Here is a 17,181-nt window from a genome sequence, read left to right as displayed (position 1 = left end):
TACTAAGTCAATTTTACTTTATCGAAACCTCCCTCTCAAATCAAGTAGGGCTATCATTGAAACCGTATTCATTTTAAAAAAAGGACACATATTTGTGCCCTTTTCCTTATTTAGAAAGTTCCAATATTTTTTCTACATCCTGGTCTTCAAGCTTATTAAAGTTTCCAAAGGCTCCTCGTTTCATCGCTCGATTTACAATAACATTAAATTGATCGTCATCAATATTATAATCTGCTAATGTTTGAGGCGCCCCTAAGGATGCCCAAAAGTTTTTAAGTTCTTCTATACCTTGTTCGGCTACTTCGCGATTACTCTTCGCTTCTTCACTAACATGGAAAACCTTCACAGCCAGACGAGCAAAACGATCTACATTTACATCGAGATTGTGCTTCATCCAGTTTGGAAATAGGATAGCTAATCCACCAGCGTGGGGAATATCATAAACAGCAGAAACTGCATGTTCGATGTTGTGGGTGGCCCAATCTCCTCGATACCCCATTTGCAGCATACCGTTTAACGCAATAGTGCCTGCATAAAGGATAGTTTCACGATGTTCATAAGACTCTAGATTGTCCAGCAGTTTAGGTGCTGTATCGATAATTGTACGCAAAACTCCTTCAATCATCTCATCTTGAATAGGGGATTGAGTGTTATTATGGAAATATTGTTCAAGTAAATGACTCATCATATCTACGATCCCATAAATCGTTTGATCACGAGGTACAGAAATCGTGTTCTGCGGGTCTAAAATAGAAAAGGTTGGATACGTGTAAGGAGCGTAACCCCAACCATATTTTTCATTAGTCTCCCAGTTTGTGATAACGGCACCGCCATTCATCTCTGAGCCTGTAGCCGCAAGTGTCAATACTGTGCCAAATGGCAAGGCGCCATCTGGAGTAGATTGACGCGTGACTAAATCCCAAGCATCCCCTTCATATTCAGCTCCGGCTGCGATCGTTTTTGTACAATCAATTACACTTCCTCCACCTACGGCTAGAAGAAAGTCAATACCTTCCTGCTTACATATGTCAATCCCTTTTCTCACTGTGGTCAAACGGGGATTTGGCTCTACGCCTGCTAATTCAAATACTTGTACATCGACTTGATTCAGCTGTTCAATTACACGATCGTAAACACCATTTTTCTTAATACTCCCCCCACCGTAGACAAGCAGTACTTTACTTGTATTCTTAGGTAGTTGTTCAGATAATTGCTGTACTTGATCTTTACCAAAAATTAATTTTGTAGGGTTATGAAATGTAAATGAATCCATTTAAAATATTCTCCTTCCTTTAACCTGAATCATTCTTACATTATCCCTTATATCAAACGGATACTCAAAAGAAATGCGTTATGTATAAATTTTCAAGCAATGTACAAACTATGCATGAAATTAATAATAAGGAGGAGGGATGATGATGAGTTGGGTACAACGTACTGCACTATTTTTAATTATCGTTGGTGCCATTAACTGGGGGCTAATTGGACTGTTCCAATATGACTTAGTTGCTGGTTTATTTGGCGGCGGTGAGCAGAGTGGAGCCTTTGCACGTGTTATCTATACACTTGTAGGAATTAGCGGACTTATAGCCATTTCGATCTATTTCTCACGTGCCGCTGAATACCATGATGCTACAGTTAATGCTACTGACAAATAAAAAAAACCCGGCAATTCAGCCGGGTTTTCTTATTATTTACGGAATTTTTCGCGGTCGTCGGACTGTTTGATCCAATCTTCTAGTTTATCTTTAAGAGTGTTGAAACCCGCAGAAGAATCTTCTTGCTGCTGTTTAGCTGCTACCGGTTTACGAGGACGACGCTGCTCTTGTTTTGGCGCTTCCTGAGTGGCACGAATAGAAAGAGAATATTTATTCTTTTCTTCATCGATGTTTAGGATTTTAACTTGAACTTCGTCACCTTCAGTAAGATGTTCATTAATGTCTTTGACATAACCGTGTGTCACTTCTGAGATGTGGACTAAACCTTGAACTTGCTCATCTAAAGCAACAAATGCTCCATATGGCTGAATTCCTGTAACTTTACCTTCTAAAACTTGACCTTCTTGAAACTTATCTGACATGCTATACAACTCCTGATATAAATTATTCGTTTCTTTTCACGCAATTATTGATTTTATCATATCTTTTGTGTTTAGGCAAAGAGTTCATGAAAGTTCCACAACTTTATAAAATGCATACATGCTATACTTAAGGTATAAACGAGGAGGGGTTAACATGCCTGCAGGAGAAAATATCCAAAAGTATCGCAACCTCAAAGAAATGACGAAAGAAGAACTTGCTATGAGAGCTAGAATAGGACTCCATACTTTAGAAGTTTATGAATCAAACAAAAGGAGTCCAGAGCTTGATACGTTATTAAAAATTTCGACTGTGCTCGATGTTCCAGCTTCCGAACTAATGGAAAATGAAGAAGAGCATAGGATCGATGAAGAACTTCATCGGCTAATTCAACAGGTAGGAATCAAACGCTCTAAACTTTTACTTAAAAAAGCACAAGACTTCTCAGAAGATGAAGTTTTAAAAGCTATGAATCTTCTTTATGATTTAAAAGTTGAAAAAAATAAAAAAATAGGTTTAAAGATATAAAAAAATGGCTATATTGATTAACGTAAGACTTTCTCGTATTCCCCCTGTGTAGCAAAGCGAATTATCGCTTTGCTTTTTTTTGTCTAAAATATAAAATCACATTACTGTTTTCCTCTTACTTTTTTGGTTATGATGAAAAGTGTTAATGAATTAATGGAGGGATAGCTAAATGAGTCGATTTACTACAGTAATCCCACGAAAAGGTACACGATCAGTAAAATGGGACTATGCTGAAGAGCTTTATCAAGATAAAGATATTCTGCCGATGTGGGTGGCTGATATGGACTTTCAAGCTCCGCAAGCGGTTATTGATTCACTAAAAGAAAGAGTAGACCACGGCGTGTTTGGTTACACAATGCCTGATGAAGACATTAAACACTCTATTACAAGTTGGATTGAGAAGAGACATCAATGGAAGATACAAAAGGATTGGGTTACTTATAGTCCTGGTGTCATACCAAGTCTTCACATGATCGTTCAATCATTAACTGACAAACACGATGGAGTTCTTATCCAAACACCTGTTTATCCTCCCTTCTTTAGTGTAATAAAAGATCACGAGCGTAAAGTCATAACTAATTCTCTCCTTTATAATGAGGGTGCGTACTCAATTGACTTTGAGGATTTTGAACATCAAATTGTTAAAGGTGATGTGAAGATGTTTATCTTATGTAATCCTCATAATCCAATTGGGCGAGTATGGACGAAAGATGAGTTATCTAAAATGGGAGAAATCTGTTTAAAACATAATGTATTAATTGTCTCTGATGAAATTCACGCAGACCTTATATTGGACAACCATAGACATATACCAATGGCATCTATTAATAATGAGTTAAGCAACCAAACTCTTACCTGTTTTTCTCCTACGAAAACATTTAACTTAGCTGGCTTACAAGCTTCTTATATAGTTACACCGTGTGAAGATAAAAGAAAAACTGTTAAAAAGCAATTTGATCACCAAGGTATGTTTATGCTGAATACTTTAGGTCTCACCGCTATGGAAAGTGCATATTTAAATGGCGAAGAATGGCTTGAAGAACTGCTTGAAACGATACAAACCAATCGAGATTTTGCTATTGAACAATTTCAAAGTATTTCCGATCACATTCAAATCGTTCCATTAGAAGGCACCTATTTGCTTTGGATGGATTGCCGTTTAATGAACATGTCCCAAGCGGAACTAAAATCATTTATGCAGAAGCAAGCAAAAGTGGGCTTAAATGATGGTGTGTCCTTTGGTGAAGAAGGTGAAGGCTTCATGAGAATGAATTTAGCTGCTCCTCGTAAAATTGTCGAAGAAGGAGTTCACAGGATAATAACTGCTGTTGATCAAAAAATAACATCCTAGTTTTGAACTAGGATGTTATTTTTTATTCCTGGTTTTCATTTAATTCAGTAGGATCACTTGATTCATCGTCATCTGCATCAACAGTAATTTCCGCACATGCAATTCGATCACCAGAATCACCTGCAGGCTGACTCATTCCATCATCCGCTTCACTATGAATCACTAATGAAGTTCCTTCATCTCTTAACAAAGAAGTTTGACCATCCTTAAGCGTAGCCTCTGGCAACATAAGTTCAACATCCACTGTTCCGTCTCCCCCAGCTTCTATGTTAGGGAGATCACCTATATGAGCGCCTTTTTCATTCATTAAACCATGATCCGTGTTTTTCGGGTTAAAATGATTTCCTGCACTTTTAAAATCTGGACCTTTACACTCTGGCCGTTCATGAACATGAATACCATGTGGCCCAGGATCAAGACCCTCCACTGTTACTTTCACTTCGACTCCTTCTGCTTGTTCTCTAAAAGTAGCATTTCCAATTCGATCACCCTCTTGATTATAAATTGGCGTTTCAAGGGGAGAACGGCTGTTATCGTTACATGCAATTAATAAAAGTAAGCTTAACATCCCTAACCACTTTTTCATGATCAAACGTCCTTTCACCAGACAATATAGTGGTTAGTTTTTCCATAAATAATAAACTTTATAACTAAAAAACAAGACTTGGAGAAATCTTATCCTAGTCTTGTTTAACGATGATGGTTTGTAGAATGTTTTGTTTTAGAAGCAGCTAAATTTTCCGTCCTCTTCTCTTCTTTGCGAGAAGCTTTTATAATAAAGTACATCGTTATGCCTGCCAAAAGAATAAAAACTGCTAACATAAGGACAGCTGGTATGTACTCTGATTTATCGGTTGGAAAATATAAAAATTCCATCATAACAACCACTACCTTTCGTTCATTATTATAACAGATTTACTATAATTGAGAGCGGATTTCACTATTTTATCACAACTACCGCTCTCTGTTACAATAGCTAAAAGGAGGAAATAGCTTATGATTCATTTACAACCTGGTGATAAAGTAAAAGCACATTATAAAACCGGAATCTATATAGGGGAATATATAGAAGAGCGTCCTCATGCTTATTTAGTCAGAATCCTAGCAGTTGATAAGCATCCTATGCAAGGAGACCTGCACAATCCAGGGCAGACCGATGAAGTCTTTTTTCATCAAAGAAAAGCATTAAGTTATTTAGAAAAAGCGAACATTCATAAAAAAGCAGTAGAACCCCTTGGGGACTCATTTATTCCAGAGTATAATGAGTCCTTAAAGAAATCAGTAAACCAATTAAAAGAAAAATTAAATCGTCGTGAAACTGAATTTAATAAGCTGGCATTAGATCAGTTAGAAGGTTTAGAGAAACAATATTTTAAATAAAGGTTGTTATACAGGTTTTCGTATATGGAAAGGGCCGGAAACAATAGTCGCATTCTAAGTGACATGCCGGTGAAGTTTCCCCACCCCTTTCTATCTTTTAAATAAGCAATATTCTTTTTAATCCCCAGGAACCCGAAGAGTTTTCTTTTTCTTCACAGGCTTCCCATAAATTTTCGTTGTTATTTTAGGAGCTTTCTCAAATAATACCATTCCAATAAAAGCAGCAATTAGAATATAAAGACCACTAAAGGCTTTCAAGGTTCCGGTCGCTACACTTGCTATAACTACTGAGAATTCTCCTCTAGCACATAAAGATAGACCTGCGCGCAATGAAGAACGCTTAGATAAACCGTAAATCGGACCGCCGACTACTCCTAAAATTAACTTAGCTGTTATTGACCAAACAATAACTGAAACTAAAAGCATAGCCATAGGAACACCATCGCCAAGCTCTATAGTTGTCCCAAAATAAACAAAAAAAGTAGGGAGCATTAAGTCTCTGACAGGAAATACCGTTTGTTCAACCTTTTCAATTTTCCCTATTTCTGCAAGCATCATCCCTGCTAAAAAAGCACCTAACACTTCTGAAAGTCCAAGGAAAAGAGCAAGACCACCATAAGCTAATGCAATCCCTATAAGAAGTGAAATTTTGAAGTCTTCATCAGAAATTCGATCAAGAAATCGTTCAAATTTCTTAAATACCGTTTTCCCTATAATAATGGCTAGTAAAGTAAGAGCGAAAATCTTTCCAACTAAAGCTAAAAAAGTAAGGCTAGTGAAACTTTCCCCAGAACTTATGCCAAACAGGATAGCTACAACAATAGGAGCGACGAGGTCTTCAAATATTAAAATAGCAAGGATAAATTCAGTTTCCGAATTTGCCATTCGTCCTCGATCATCTAAGAGCTTAGCTGTTATTGAAGAACTCGTAGCATAAGCAATCCCCCCAACAAGAAAACTGGAAAACAAATCCAATTTAAATAACAAAGCGATTACCGTCGTGACACCTAAGCTTAAAAAAACGTCCAATAAACCTGAAGGCCAAACTTTTTTCGCAATTCCTCCTAGCCGTTTTATGTTAAATTCCAAACCTAGCAAAAAAAATAACAGTACAATGCCCACTTCGCTGGCAAAGTGTAATATTTCATTATCAGCCAAAGCATCTGCTAGTATTATGCCTAACAAAATATAAAGAATAACGTTCGGTATTTTAATTTTCAGGCTCAAAAACCCTAGATAAAAAATAAATAGCAAAATGAGCCCTGCCCCTAGTAACTCCGGAAATTCTGAATGCAAGTTCGATCATTCCCCTCCATTGCATAAGGCTATCATGCTATCAATCTGATCTTGCTTCCCTATAGACATAATAACGTCCCCAGGTTGTAATTTAGTATCAGCTTCCGGGATCGCAATGGTCTCGTCACCTTTTATTATTCCAATAATAGTGACTCCTGTTAAGTTACGCACTTCAGACTCTTCAATTGTTTTATAAACAAGCGGTGACTTCGGCTTTAATTCAATCCAATCAATTACTATTTGATTTTTAAACATTTTTAATTGATCAGCATTCACCGGCTGATAAGTTGCCCCCAATAATTGAGCTCCTAGTTCTCGTGTTTCATCTGAAGTTAAATCCATTGCAAAATCAGCTTCTTCACTTTCTGAATCATCAAAGAAGTACAATTCTCGCTTTCCAGTATGATGTACAATCAACACAAGCATACTATCCTCTGCTGTTTTTAAAGAAATTTTTTGTCCAATTCCAGGAAGTTGGGATATAGAGATATTCATGTCTTCATCCTTTCAAACCAATCTGCTGCTTACGTACCTTAATCATAAAGGTAACTTTCCAATAGAAGCAGTCATTTTTTAATCTGTTGTTTCATCATAAAGGTGGTAACGCTTTCGTTTAATTAAGTTTATTCTATCAGTAGACTATTTGCCATTCCACTTCTATATTTGTTTTATCTAATTGATTATGGTAATTTTAAAGGTGTTAAAGAACTTGAAGGAGGTCTGACCAATGAGTGTACATATTGGTGCAAAGCCTGGAGATATAGCTGATAAAATTTTATTACCTGGAGACCCGCTGCGAGCAAAATATATTGCTGAAAATTTCTTGGAAGACGCAACTTGCTATAACGAAGTTCGCGGAATGTATGGATACACTGGTACTTATAAAGGTGAACGCATTTCCGTGCAAGGAACAGGAATGGGCGTTCCTTCTATTTCTATTTATATAAACGAATTGATGGAAAGTTACGAAGTAAAAAAATTGATTCGTGTTGGAACTTGTGGAGCACTTCAAAAAGACGTTCAAGTTCGTGACGTTATTCTTGCCTCTACATCAACTACGGATTCCCAAATGAACCGCATGGTATTTGATGGAATTGATTTTGCGCCTACAGCTGACTTTAATTTACTGAAAAACGCTTATGAGGCTGGCGTACATAAAGGATTAAAGCTTCGTGTTGGTAACGTTTTTACAAGCGACAGTTTTTACAGAGATAATGCCATGGACCTTTTCAATTTGTTGGCTAAATATAATGTACTGGCAGTTGAGATGGAAACCACTGCACTTTACACTTTGGCCGCCAAATATGGCCGTGAAGCACTCTCTGTTCTAACTGTAAGCGACCACATCCTTACAGGTGAAGAAACTTCTTCTGAAGAGCGCCAAACGACTTTTAACGAAATGATTGAAGTTGCTTTAGATGCAGCGATTCAGTAATAAAAATAATAGGGCTGTCCCAAAAGTTTTAAATGCAGACTTTTCCGGACAGCCCTATTTTTTATGAGTCCATAGCAAAGCCGGCTAGAGTTCTTACCATAACACCAGTTGGACCTTTAGGCCCCAGTTCGTAAGCAGATTCAGCGATTGAAGTACCCGCAATATCTAAATGAACCCATGGTGTATCCTCCGCAAATTCTCCAATGAATGCCCCTGCCATAATAGGATGTGCTTTCCTTGTAGGTGAATTGTTAAGGTCGGCTACATCGCTTTTCTTTACCTGAGACCTATAATCTTCATTATAAGGAAGCTGCCAAACAGGTTCGCCCATTAGTTGTGCCATTTTCTGGACCTTTTCATATAACATTTGATCGTTGGTCATCGCTCCTGTCATCCAAGAACCTAATGCAGTGACCACACCTCCTGTTAGTGTAGCTACATCAATAATACGATCGACTTTCTGCTTCTTGGCATACGTAATCCCATCAGCTAACGCAAGACGTCCTTCAGCATCCGTATTTAATACTTCGATTGTTCTACCGCTCATAGAAGTGATTACATCGTCAGGTTTAAACGCCTCCCCTGAGATCATATTGTCAGTAGAAGGAATAACAGCGAGAATATTACATTCCGGCTTAACTCGTCCAATGGTTTCCATGGCCCCTAAAACAGCAGCAGCTCCACCCATGTCACCTTTCATTCCAGGCATACCCGCCTTTGATTTAATGGAGTAGCCACCTGTATCATAAGTAATCCCTTTTCCTATAAAAGCCGTCACGTCTTTCCACTCTTCTAATCCTTGATACTTAATAACAATCAAGGCAGGGGGTTCTGAGGACCCCTGATTTACAGCTAGAAGAGCTCCCATACCTAATCGTTCAATATCTTCTCTTTCAAGAATTTCGACTGAGAAATCATGCATTAATGCTAATTCCCGGGCAAATTCTCCCATTGCTGTAGAAGTTAACAAATTAGCAGGGGAATGAATAAGATGCCTGGCTGTATTTACTCCTTTACTTAATGCATAGCCAGTAGCAAGAGCGTAAAGCAATGAATCAGGGGCAGTATCTGTAATCAAGGACAAACGGTTAAAAAAAGGTAACTCTTTTTGTTTAGTTGTTTTAAAGTGAGCTAATTGATAAGTAGCCATCCCCATGCTTTCTGCAATAAGAGAGGCACACTCTTCCTCTCTTAAAGAAGGAAGACTCACACTATCTAATAGTATAGATACCTCACTAATTCTATCCTGCTGCATTCGTTTAAATAATGTTCCAAAAGCTTTTCGATACCTATCCTTGTTTAAAGCAGATGACTTGCCTAATCCTACAAAATAGATCCTTTTCACTCCACTCCCCTTTAATGGTAAGATCTTTTCTACTCTTTTATATTCTCCTGTAAGCTCACCATTCTCTATGTAGTAATCTAACGTCCCCTCCAAATGCTCATTTAATTTTACATAGTTTTCAGACTGTTTCTCATTATTAAAAACACCTACCACTAATGTTTCTTTTTCTTGCATAAAAGATGTATGGATCGTAAACATTTCTATCCCCTCCTGCATTCAGTATACTAAAATATTTTATTTCTTCCTATATACGTGGAGGACAATTAATTTAGTTGTGTGCTACAATCATAATACTACCAATTTTTATTTAGTTCATAATGAGAGAGGATGTCAAAAACAGAGATGGATTTACTCCAAAATTTTCCTTTATGGGCATCTATTACAGCCATTTTATTCGCTCAATTAGTCAAAATCCCCATTCAGTTTATCGTATCCCGAAAGCTTGATGCCGGTTTAGCTTTCAGCACCGGTGGAATGCCTAGCAGTCACTCTGCTGCTGTTACTGCATTATCTACAGCAGTTGGTATAGAACACGGATTTAATTCTTCTATATTTGCTATTGCAGCAGTATTTACTATAATTGTAATGTTTGATTCAACAGGGGTAAGACGTCAAACGGGCGAACAAGCCATTATGTTAAATATTTTACTCAATGATTTTCACCGATTTGTTAATGAGGCAAGAGAATGGTCAACAAAAGAGCAATTCCAAAAGCGCGAAGAGTTAAAAGAGTTGTTAGGTCACAAGCCGATTGAAGTCCTTTTTGGAGGTCTTACAGGTATATTACTTACTACTCTTCTTCATACCCTTCTTAATTAGAAAAATCCGGGTCGTTTCAAAGCGAACCGGATTTTTTACTCATTTAATATAGCTTCTCTATATACTTTCATGGTTTCATTATTGTTGTAATGAAGTAAGTCTTCTTCTTTTAAACTCCCGTCTCCCTCTTCAATCACATACACTTCTACTTCTTGTTTTCCCCAATTTTCATAAACTTCCTCAACTGTAGGGTAATATAAGTCTAACTTATCTCCTTTAATAGCCGATCCAGTATCTGCCACTACTCCATAACCGTATCCTGGTATAAACAAGACGGTGCCAATTGGGAAAATATCAGGGTCAGCTGCGATCGTAGAATATAAGTCTCTAGTCACCCCAACGCCTGAATAAGTAACTCCGTAGGCAGGATGATCTTCATGTTTCCCGGTAGACTCATAACCAGCGGTATATCCAGTAGCAGTCACTGTATGAGAAGGATATTGGGCTAAATCTAAGAAATCTTTTAAGTCAGATGATGTTGCTGCAGCCTGCTGGCTGACAGGGGATGTTACTAGCTCATTTCCATCTTTTTCTTTACTCGATAACCAATCATTTAAGTCTTTAATTGATAGGTTGGAGATATTAGACCATGTACTGTAAACAGCACCTATAAATAATAGAAAGAATATCAGTTGTTTTAACAATAAAGACATGATGATTCACCTCTCGGTGTTCATCATGTCCAATAATCTGATTTTTATTCTAGTTGTGAAGCCTTTTGTACCGGCAGATCGGTAAGATTAAAACATTTGATAGCCATTTTTCCTAAGCCATTTAATGACTAAGCCAGCTAATATTGTTCCCAAAAAGCCACTTGCTAAGATAACAATATCTACGACTTTCAAATTCGCTAATAAACTAAATACAGTAGAAAAGGCTTCCGATGGATTAGTAAAATATAAATTGAACTTAAAATTATCCACAATTAACAAAACGATTATGGGATACAAAAATGCCATAATCCAGGATGATCGCAAAATCATATTTAACAAGAAACCAATACCAAAAAATAACACAAAAAATAAAAGCAAAGATACTGCAAATTGTACAATATTCAACAGAAGATCCCCCTACTTGTAAAAAAGCAAAGACAGAACCGCTGTCTTTGCTTTTCTCATCTTCCTTTATTTAAAGAAATTCAGTTTTCCTTTTTTCAACAGTAAGCTTGGACCACCTAGTTTAAGAAGATATCGATTATCGATAACTTTCTTCATAGCAGTAGCAGACCAGCCAAATAATTTCTTATCGTCGAATATAACACCAATGGCGTCGTTATGACCTAATGAAGCAACTGTTCCTTTAAGGTCTGGCTTAAAGGGTTCAATGTGATCGTCACCTTTGACTAGTTTTGCAAGGTTTGCTGCTGTATTTTCTGCCATTTGAATGGCAATCTGTGCAGTTGGAGGATAAGGACGCTCTGTTTCTTCGTTAAAGATTAGCGCACAGTCTCCTACGATAAATACATCTGAATATTGTTTACTTCTTAAGTCAGCCTCTACAGGCATACGCCCACGATTGGCCTCAAACCCTGATTCTTCTACTAAAGAATTCCCGCGTACACCTGCTGCCCACACCACTGTGTTTGTAGCAATTTCTTCACGCTGTTCATCTTTTTCAAAAACTAGTTTATTTTCAGTAACTTCTTTAATCATTGCACCTATTTTGAATTCTACCCCTCTAGCTTCAAGCGAGTTCATAGCGTATTCCACTAGTTCGGGATCAAAACCAGGCAGTGCTGTTGGAGCAGCCTCAACATTAATGATACGAACTTTATCCCGTGGAATATCGTACTCTTTGCAAAGTTCAGGAATACGGTTAGCTAACTCTCCTACGAACTCAATTCCAGTAAAACCAGCACCTCCGACAACAATGTTCAAACGTTCTTCTTTAGGGTTTTCTTCATTATTATATTTAGCAAAGTTATACTCGATGTGCTGACGAATTAAACGAGCACTATTAATGCTGTTAATAGTGAAGGCATTCTCTTTAAGACCAGGGATACCAAATGTAGCTGCTTCAAAACCGAGCCCGATTACTAAGTAATCATAGGAAAGCTCGCCATTCTCAAGAACAACTTTTTTCTCTTCTGGAAGAATGCTTGTTACTGTATCTTGAACAAAATTCACCTGGCTTGTGTTAACAACGTCTTTAATATTAATACGAGTGCGATCATGGTGAAGAGTACCAGCTGCATTTTCGTGAAGCCATGTTGTTTGATAGTGATAGCTGTGTTTATTTACTAACGTGATATTTGCATCGTTAGGTCCGAGGCTCTTTTGCAATTTAACTGCTGTCATAATCCCACCGTAACCGGCACCGAGAATGACGATATTAGGGTTATTCATCCTTATCACTTCCATCTCATAATGTTTTGTTTACTTGTGACTCGTTTCACACAATGCTGCATAAAAAAAAGCCTGTCGTTTCGTATATATTTCTGTCACAAAATCGTTAAATGTTTTCTAGTGTCAATATTAGACGTTTTTCTTTACATTTTCAACCCTTTGCAGTTTTATCCGAAAAGTTTAAATATTTAAACAATTCGAAAGCGCTTTCCTTACATCTTCTGTGCTCACACGACTTGATTTATGATAGAATAGAAAAAGTGTAATTTGAATTTATATAGGGGGACAATGATTATGTGCGATAAAGTTTATGATATAACTGTTATTGGCGGCGGCCCCACCGGATTATTCACTGCATTCTATGGTGGGATGCGCCAAGCAAGCGTTAAAATTATTGAAAGCTTACCTCACTTGGGTGGTCAGCTATCTGCTCTCTACCCTGAAAAATATATTTTTGATGTAGCTGGGTTTCCAAGAGTTGGTGCGCAAGAATTAGTAGACAATTTAAAAGAGCAAGCTTTAGCATTCGATCCTACAATTTCTTTAGAACAGGAAGTTCAGACAATTGAACGGCTTGAAGACAATTCATTTAAACTAACAACAAATAAAGAAGTCCATTATACCAAGACAATTATTGTTACGGCTGGGAACGGAGCCTTTCAACCGAGACGTCTAAAAATTGAAGATACTGAAAAATTTGAAGATACAAACCTTCATTATTATGTTGACGATATGAACAAATTTGCCGGCAAAAATGTAGTAATTTGCGGAGGCGGGGATTCAGCAGTTGATTGGGCACTTATGCTTGAGCCGATTGCAAAACAAGTTCACCTTGTTCACCGTCGAGATAAGTTTAGAGCGCATGAACACAGTGTAGAACAATTAAATAACTCTAAAGTTAACACCCTGACTCCTTATACTCCTGAGAAAATGATTGGTGATCATCGCATTAAACAAGTAGAACTTCATGAGGTAAAAGGAGATAACGTGAAAACGGTGGACGTTGATGAAGTTATTGTCAATTATGGATTCATATCTTCCTTAGGTCCTATAAAAGAGTGGGAATTAGAAATTGAGAAAAACAGTATTGTCGTAAACTCAAAAATGGAGACCAACATAAAAGGAATTTATGCTGCCGGTGATATTTGCACGTATCCAGGAAAAGTAAAACTAATTGCTTCCGGATTCGGAGAGGGACCAACAGCTGTAAATAATGCAAAAGCATATATGGACCCAGACGCAAGGGTGCAACCTAAGCATTCTACAAGCATGTTCTCCTAAAAAAAGCATCTTTCCTAGTAGGAAAGATGCTTTTTTGTAGTTTTAGCAGTTTGGATCCGGCGTTCCTTCATTTGTAGCTGTTTTAAATGAAGAACCACATCCACAAGATACAATGGCATTCGGATTATCGATCGTAAACCCGCCGCCCATCATATTTTGTTTGAAATCAATTTTTGTGCCTTCAATTATTGGAATATCCTGTGTTCGAATAACCACCGGTATTCCATTGTGCTCTTCAATCGTATCTAATTCTTCATTAATATCATCTTCAAAACCCATGGCATAAGACAATCCACTGCATCCGCCGCCTTTTACGCCAAATCGAAGGCTGACCTCAGTCGACTCTTCTTCTTTCAACATTTGCTGAATCTGATGATTTGCCGCATCAGTAATATTAAGAATCATCTAAGACTCTCCTTTCCATTCGTTACAGTCAGTATACTAACTGTCAAAATTTTAATCAAATAAATGGAATTAATTTAATAATAATAGGTTTTACTGTGAGCACTGCAAAACCTTAGCTGACTGCTTTTAAAACAGGGGGTTTTCTTCCAGGTGCTTATATATATTTGAGACAAGCTCTTCAGCAGTGTCAGCCATCACTCGTTCTCCATTTACTAAAGCAAATAAACCTTGTGAACATATGCCACAATGGCTAAGACAACCGTATTCTACAACATCTAAGTCAGGATCCTTCTCCAACACTTCCATAGCTTCATCAGACCCACTAACTAAATTGTTAACACAAAACTCAATAATTGGATTCATCCGTATCACCTCTTTTACCTGGATGAACCCCCAGTCCATACCCATAATATCACAACTTTATGTCATTGAGTATATGCTTAGACTATTATCCCAAAGGTTTTACACCGTTTTTTTCCAATACAGCATAAACTTCCTTCAATTTTGGATTTCCTTCCCCGGCTATCTCATCATTAATCACAACTAAAGGATAAAATAATTCATCATCTTTAATTTTTTCGATATATGCTTGATCTTCAGATTTATGTTGGTCTTCAAATAGATCGACATAACGATAGAAAAGATGATCTGTACGATATTTTCTTTTAATAGCTGCTTGCAGCCATTCATAAGTTTCTTTAGAGCCTGGAGCGTTAACACAGCTTGCACAACGTTCTTTTGCCCCGTATACAATAACCCGAACATCACCACTCATTGCTGTTCCCTCCTGTCAACCGATGGATTTGTACTTCAATTTTACAAAACTTCATAAAAAAGATAAAATGAAAATGGTTCTCAATTTATTTTTCTAATGAGACATGAATAGATTTTTTAGTGAATTCGTTCTATAATAGAATTAACGAAAGGGGAAGATTGAACATGGAAGCTCAAGTTCAAGAAGTACTTAATAAACTTCGCCCATTTTTACTTCGTGACGGCGGGGACGTGGAGCTTGTAGATGTAGAAGACGGTATTGTACGCCTGCGCCTGATGGGAGCATGTGGTAACTGCCCTAGTTCTACGATTACACTTAAAGCAGGTATCGAACGTGCCCTTGCACAAGAAGTTCCTGGAGTTTACGAAGTAGAGCAAGTTTTCTAAATAAAGACAACTTCAAAACCGTACACATGTAATGTGTACGGTTTTTATGATGAAACAGAAGTTATAGGTTTTTCCCCCAGAAGCACATTTTTCAAGTTACTCAAGCTCAGTTGGAGCATAGCTTCCCTCGTTTCCACGCTTGCCGAACCAATGTGCGGTAAACATACAACCTGACGTAAAGAAAGGAGGGGATGGGATGAGGAAATAGGTTCTTGTTCAAATACATCTAACCCTGCTCCTTTAATTTCTCCAGCTGTTAACGCCTGATACAAATGCTCTTCGTTCATCGTCGCTCCTCGGGAAGCATTTATGAAAATTGCACTATTTTTCATCTGTTGAAACACCTGTATATTAAATAAATGCTTGGTCTCACTTGTTAAAGGGACTAGACACATTACGTAGTCGGAGGTTTCAATTAATTCTTCCCACTCTTCATAACGAACATTGAGTTTTTTCTCTATATCTTTTTTTCTTGATCGATTGTAATAAACAACCTCCATATCAAATCCTTTGGCACGCTTTGCTACCGTCTCACCAATTCTGCCCATCCCTACAATGCCCAGTTTTTTATGATGAACATCTGATCCGGCTAAAAGAAAAGGTGACCAGTTCTCCCATTCTCCTTTTTTCACATATTCAGCGGCTTCTATCATTCGGCGTGCAGTCGTAAGCAATAAACTAAAAGCCAGGTCAGCCGTTGTATCTGTTAATACGTCCGGCGTATTTGTAACGATAATGTTCTGTTTGTTTGCAGCCTTCACATCAATGTTGTCATACCCCACTGCCATGTTAGCGACAATTTTAAGTTGAGAAGCACGTTGAAGCAGATCTTCATCTACCTGGTCCGTTAACATAGTTAATAGTCCATCAGCCCTTAAAGCTTCTTCTTCAAGCACTTTTTTACTCACAGGTGTAGTTTCACTTCCCCACATCTGAACTTCAAAATGTTCTTTAAGGGGGCTAATCAATTCTTCGCTGATTTTTCTTGTAATAAAGATATACGGTTTCGTCATTGCTATCACCTCTTCCTTTCATTATAAAGGAAATGAAAGCGTATGACACAATTTTAGATAACTATGAACCAATTCTGGTATAATACAGGTATCGTTTTTATTTTTTAATAAGAGAGAACTAATGTACAGGGAGGTCATCAGAGTGACAGACGAAAATCGAAAAGTCAGCACACTTGAAAAAAAAGCCAGAGATTGGCTTATCGAAAGAGGAGTAACAATTGATGATATGGCAGAGCTTGTTCATTTCTTGCAGTCTAAGTATCACCCTAACTTAACAATGGAGGACTGCCGTTTTAATGTTCATCAAGTTCTTAAAAAGAGAGAAGTTCAAAATGCAGTAATTACAGGTATTCAATTGGATATATTGGCTGAGAAAAACAGCCTTGAAGAACCACTTCAATCAACCATTGAAGCGGATGAAGGACTATACGGCGTGGATGAAATCATCGCTTTCTCTATCGTAAATGTTTATGGATCCATCGGTTTTACGAATTATGGATATATAGATAAACAAAAACCAGGAATTCTTAAAAAGCTAAATGATAAATCCTCCGGAGAATGTCATACTTTTTTAGATGATATTGTAGGCGCTATTGCCGCCGCTGCCTCTAGCAGGCTAGCTCATAGTGCAGTTGGAGAAGAGTACTGATCAGCCACGCAACTTTGCGTGGTTTTTTATTATTATGAAACTACTTTCTTCTTCCATCGTATATAATGGTAAATAAATCACATATGTGGAAAGGA

Annotated in this window: 23 protein-coding genes; 9 read left to right on the top strand and 14 right to left on the bottom strand. The window is 37.5% G+C overall.

What is annotated here, in order from left to right; genetic code table 11:
• Positions 1-106: 106 nt before the first annotated feature.
• Positions 107-1,273: an iron-containing alcohol dehydrogenase gene (locus tag ACGTNH_RS07565; RefSeq protein WP_394586062.1), complete on the bottom strand. Its 1,167-nt coding sequence runs from the start codon at positions 1,271-1,273 to the stop codon at positions 107-109.
• A 145-nt stretch (positions 1,274-1,418) separates the two neighbouring features.
• Here ACGTNH_RS07565 and ACGTNH_RS07560 point away from each other — a divergent pair, with 145 nt between their 5' ends.
• Complete coding sequence (locus tag ACGTNH_RS07560; RefSeq protein ID WP_394586061.1) at positions 1,419-1,658, top strand: DUF378 domain-containing protein; 240 nt, start codon at positions 1,419-1,421, stop codon at positions 1,656-1,658.
• Positions 1,659-1,690: 32 nt separating this feature from the next.
• On the opposite strand, the gene yugI is transcribed toward ACGTNH_RS07560, so the two are convergent.
• Positions 1,691-2,089: a S1 domain-containing post-transcriptional regulator GSP13 gene (gene yugI / locus ACGTNH_RS07555; protein WP_507161306.1), complete on the bottom strand. Its 399-nt coding sequence runs from the start codon at positions 2,087-2,089 to the stop codon at positions 1,691-1,693.
• Positions 2,090-2,234: 145 nt separating this feature from the next.
• Here yugI and ACGTNH_RS07550 point away from each other — a divergent pair, with 145 nt between their 5' ends.
• Both ACGTNH_RS07550 and ACGTNH_RS07545 read left to right on the top strand, forming a co-directional pair.
• Complete coding sequence (locus ACGTNH_RS07550; RefSeq protein WP_394586058.1) at positions 2,235-2,606, top strand: helix-turn-helix domain-containing protein; 372 nt, start codon at positions 2,235-2,237, stop codon at positions 2,604-2,606.
• Positions 2,607-2,775: 169 nt separating this feature from the next.
• Entirely contained in the window at positions 2,776-3,957 is a 1,182-nt protein-coding gene (locus ACGTNH_RS07545) for a MalY/PatB family protein (protein ID WP_394586056.1), read from the top strand.
• A 22-nt stretch (positions 3,958-3,979) separates the two neighbouring features.
• Here ACGTNH_RS07545 and ACGTNH_RS07540 read toward each other — a convergent pair whose 3' ends face one another.
• Positions 3,980-4,543: a superoxide dismutase family protein gene (locus tag ACGTNH_RS07540; RefSeq protein WP_394586054.1), complete on the bottom strand. Its 564-nt coding sequence runs from the start codon at positions 4,541-4,543 to the stop codon at positions 3,980-3,982.
• Between the two features lie 104 nt (positions 4,544-4,647).
• Positions 4,648-4,836 (bottom strand): hypothetical protein, encoded by a 189-nt coding sequence (locus ACGTNH_RS07535; protein ID WP_394586053.1) that lies wholly within the window; start codon positions 4,834-4,836, stop codon positions 4,648-4,650.
• 117 nt (positions 4,837-4,953) lie between these two features.
• On the opposite strand from ACGTNH_RS07535, the gene kapB reads away from it, so the two are divergent.
• The gene (gene kapB, locus ACGTNH_RS07530; protein ID WP_394586052.1) at positions 4,954-5,337 is read left to right on the top strand and encodes a kinase-associated lipoprotein KapB; all 384 of its coding nucleotides are present in this window, start codon (positions 4,954-4,956) and stop codon (positions 5,335-5,337) included.
• 117 nt (positions 5,338-5,454) lie between these two features.
• On the opposite strand, the gene ACGTNH_RS07525 is transcribed toward kapB, so the two are convergent.
• A complete protein-coding gene (locus tag ACGTNH_RS07525; RefSeq protein WP_394586051.1) occupies positions 5,455-6,633 on the bottom strand; it encodes a cation:proton antiporter in 1,179 nt (392 codons plus the stop codon).
• Between the two features lie 6 nt (positions 6,634-6,639).
• The gene (locus tag ACGTNH_RS07520) at positions 6,640-7,128 is read right to left on the bottom strand and encodes a cation:proton antiporter regulatory subunit (RefSeq protein WP_394586050.1); all 489 of its coding nucleotides are present in this window, start codon (positions 7,126-7,128) and stop codon (positions 6,640-6,642) included.
• Between the two features lie 232 nt (positions 7,129-7,360).
• Between ACGTNH_RS07520 and deoD the strand changes: the two genes are divergently transcribed.
• Positions 7,361-8,068: a purine-nucleoside phosphorylase gene (deoD, locus tag ACGTNH_RS07515; RefSeq protein ID WP_394586049.1), complete on the top strand. Its 708-nt coding sequence runs from the start codon at positions 7,361-7,363 to the stop codon at positions 8,066-8,068.
• A gap of 61 nt (positions 8,069-8,129) precedes the next feature.
• Here the strand turns inward: deoD and ACGTNH_RS07510 are convergent, their stop codons facing one another.
• Positions 8,130-9,611 (bottom strand): leucyl aminopeptidase, encoded by a 1,482-nt coding sequence (locus ACGTNH_RS07510; RefSeq protein WP_394586048.1) that lies wholly within the window; start codon positions 9,609-9,611, stop codon positions 8,130-8,132.
• 144 nt (positions 9,612-9,755) lie between these two features.
• Here ACGTNH_RS07510 and ACGTNH_RS07505 point away from each other — a divergent pair, with 144 nt between their 5' ends.
• Positions 9,756-10,232, top strand: a complete 477-nt coding sequence (locus ACGTNH_RS07505; RefSeq protein WP_394586047.1) for a divergent PAP2 family protein — start codon at positions 9,756-9,758, stop codon at positions 10,230-10,232.
• Positions 10,233-10,267: 35 nt separating this feature from the next.
• On the opposite strand, the gene ACGTNH_RS07500 is transcribed toward ACGTNH_RS07505, so the two are convergent.
• The 3 genes from ACGTNH_RS07500 to ACGTNH_RS07490 form a co-directional block, all read right to left on the bottom strand.
• On the bottom strand, positions 10,268-10,885 hold the full coding sequence (locus tag ACGTNH_RS07500; protein ID WP_394586046.1) for a 3D domain-containing protein: 618 nt from the start codon (positions 10,883-10,885) through the stop codon (positions 10,268-10,270).
• 87 nt (positions 10,886-10,972) lie between these two features.
• A complete protein-coding gene (locus ACGTNH_RS07495; RefSeq protein WP_394586045.1) occupies positions 10,973-11,290 on the bottom strand; it encodes a YuiB family protein in 318 nt (105 codons plus the stop codon).
• 66 nt (positions 11,291-11,356) lie between these two features.
• Positions 11,357-12,577: an NAD(P)/FAD-dependent oxidoreductase gene (locus ACGTNH_RS07490; protein ID WP_394586044.1), complete on the bottom strand. Its 1,221-nt coding sequence runs from the start codon at positions 12,575-12,577 to the stop codon at positions 11,357-11,359.
• A 294-nt stretch (positions 12,578-12,871) separates the two neighbouring features.
• Between ACGTNH_RS07490 and ACGTNH_RS07485 the strand changes: the two genes are divergently transcribed.
• Positions 12,872-13,858 carry an NAD(P)/FAD-dependent oxidoreductase gene (locus tag ACGTNH_RS07485; RefSeq protein WP_394586043.1) on the top strand — a complete coding sequence of 329 codons (987 nt, stop codon included), beginning with the start codon at positions 12,872-12,874 and terminating at the stop codon, positions 13,856-13,858.
• Positions 13,859-13,900: 42 nt separating this feature from the next.
• Here ACGTNH_RS07485 and ACGTNH_RS07480 read toward each other — a convergent pair whose 3' ends face one another.
• From ACGTNH_RS07480 to ACGTNH_RS07470, 3 genes are all read right to left on the bottom strand, one after another.
• Positions 13,901-14,263, bottom strand: coding sequence for a HesB/IscA family protein (locus tag ACGTNH_RS07480; RefSeq protein WP_188378777.1), 363 nt, complete (start codon positions 14,261-14,263; stop codon positions 13,901-13,903).
• A gap of 126 nt (positions 14,264-14,389) precedes the next feature.
• On the bottom strand, positions 14,390-14,626 hold the full coding sequence (locus tag ACGTNH_RS07475; protein WP_188378776.1) for a YuzB family protein: 237 nt from the start codon (positions 14,624-14,626) through the stop codon (positions 14,390-14,392).
• An 85-nt stretch (positions 14,627-14,711) separates the two neighbouring features.
• Positions 14,712-15,038, bottom strand: a complete 327-nt coding sequence (locus ACGTNH_RS07470; RefSeq protein ID WP_394586042.1) for a YuzD family protein — start codon at positions 15,036-15,038, stop codon at positions 14,712-14,714.
• Positions 15,039-15,202: 164 nt separating this feature from the next.
• Between ACGTNH_RS07470 and ACGTNH_RS07465 the strand changes: the two genes are divergently transcribed.
• The gene (locus tag ACGTNH_RS07465) at positions 15,203-15,424 is read left to right on the top strand and encodes a NifU family protein (RefSeq protein WP_188378774.1); all 222 of its coding nucleotides are present in this window, start codon (positions 15,203-15,205) and stop codon (positions 15,422-15,424) included.
• A 44-nt stretch (positions 15,425-15,468) separates the two neighbouring features.
• Here the strand turns inward: ACGTNH_RS07465 and ACGTNH_RS07460 are convergent, their stop codons facing one another.
• Positions 15,469-16,437, bottom strand: coding sequence for a 2-hydroxyacid dehydrogenase (locus ACGTNH_RS07460; protein WP_394586041.1), 969 nt, complete (start codon positions 16,435-16,437; stop codon positions 15,469-15,471).
• 142 nt (positions 16,438-16,579) lie between these two features.
• Here ACGTNH_RS07460 and ACGTNH_RS07455 point away from each other — a divergent pair, with 142 nt between their 5' ends.
• Positions 16,580-17,086, top strand: a complete 507-nt coding sequence (locus ACGTNH_RS07455; RefSeq protein WP_394586040.1) for a phosphatidylglycerophosphatase A family protein — start codon at positions 16,580-16,582, stop codon at positions 17,084-17,086.
• The last annotated feature ends 95 nt before the right edge of the window (positions 17,087-17,181 follow it).

Origin of the sequence: Halobacillus sp. B23F22_1 (genome assembly GCF_043497005.1) — a bacterium.
Classification (GTDB): domain Bacteria; phylum Bacillota; class Bacilli; order Bacillales; family Halobacillaceae; genus Halobacillus_A.
This window is presented reverse-complemented; position numbering and strand designations above follow the sequence as displayed.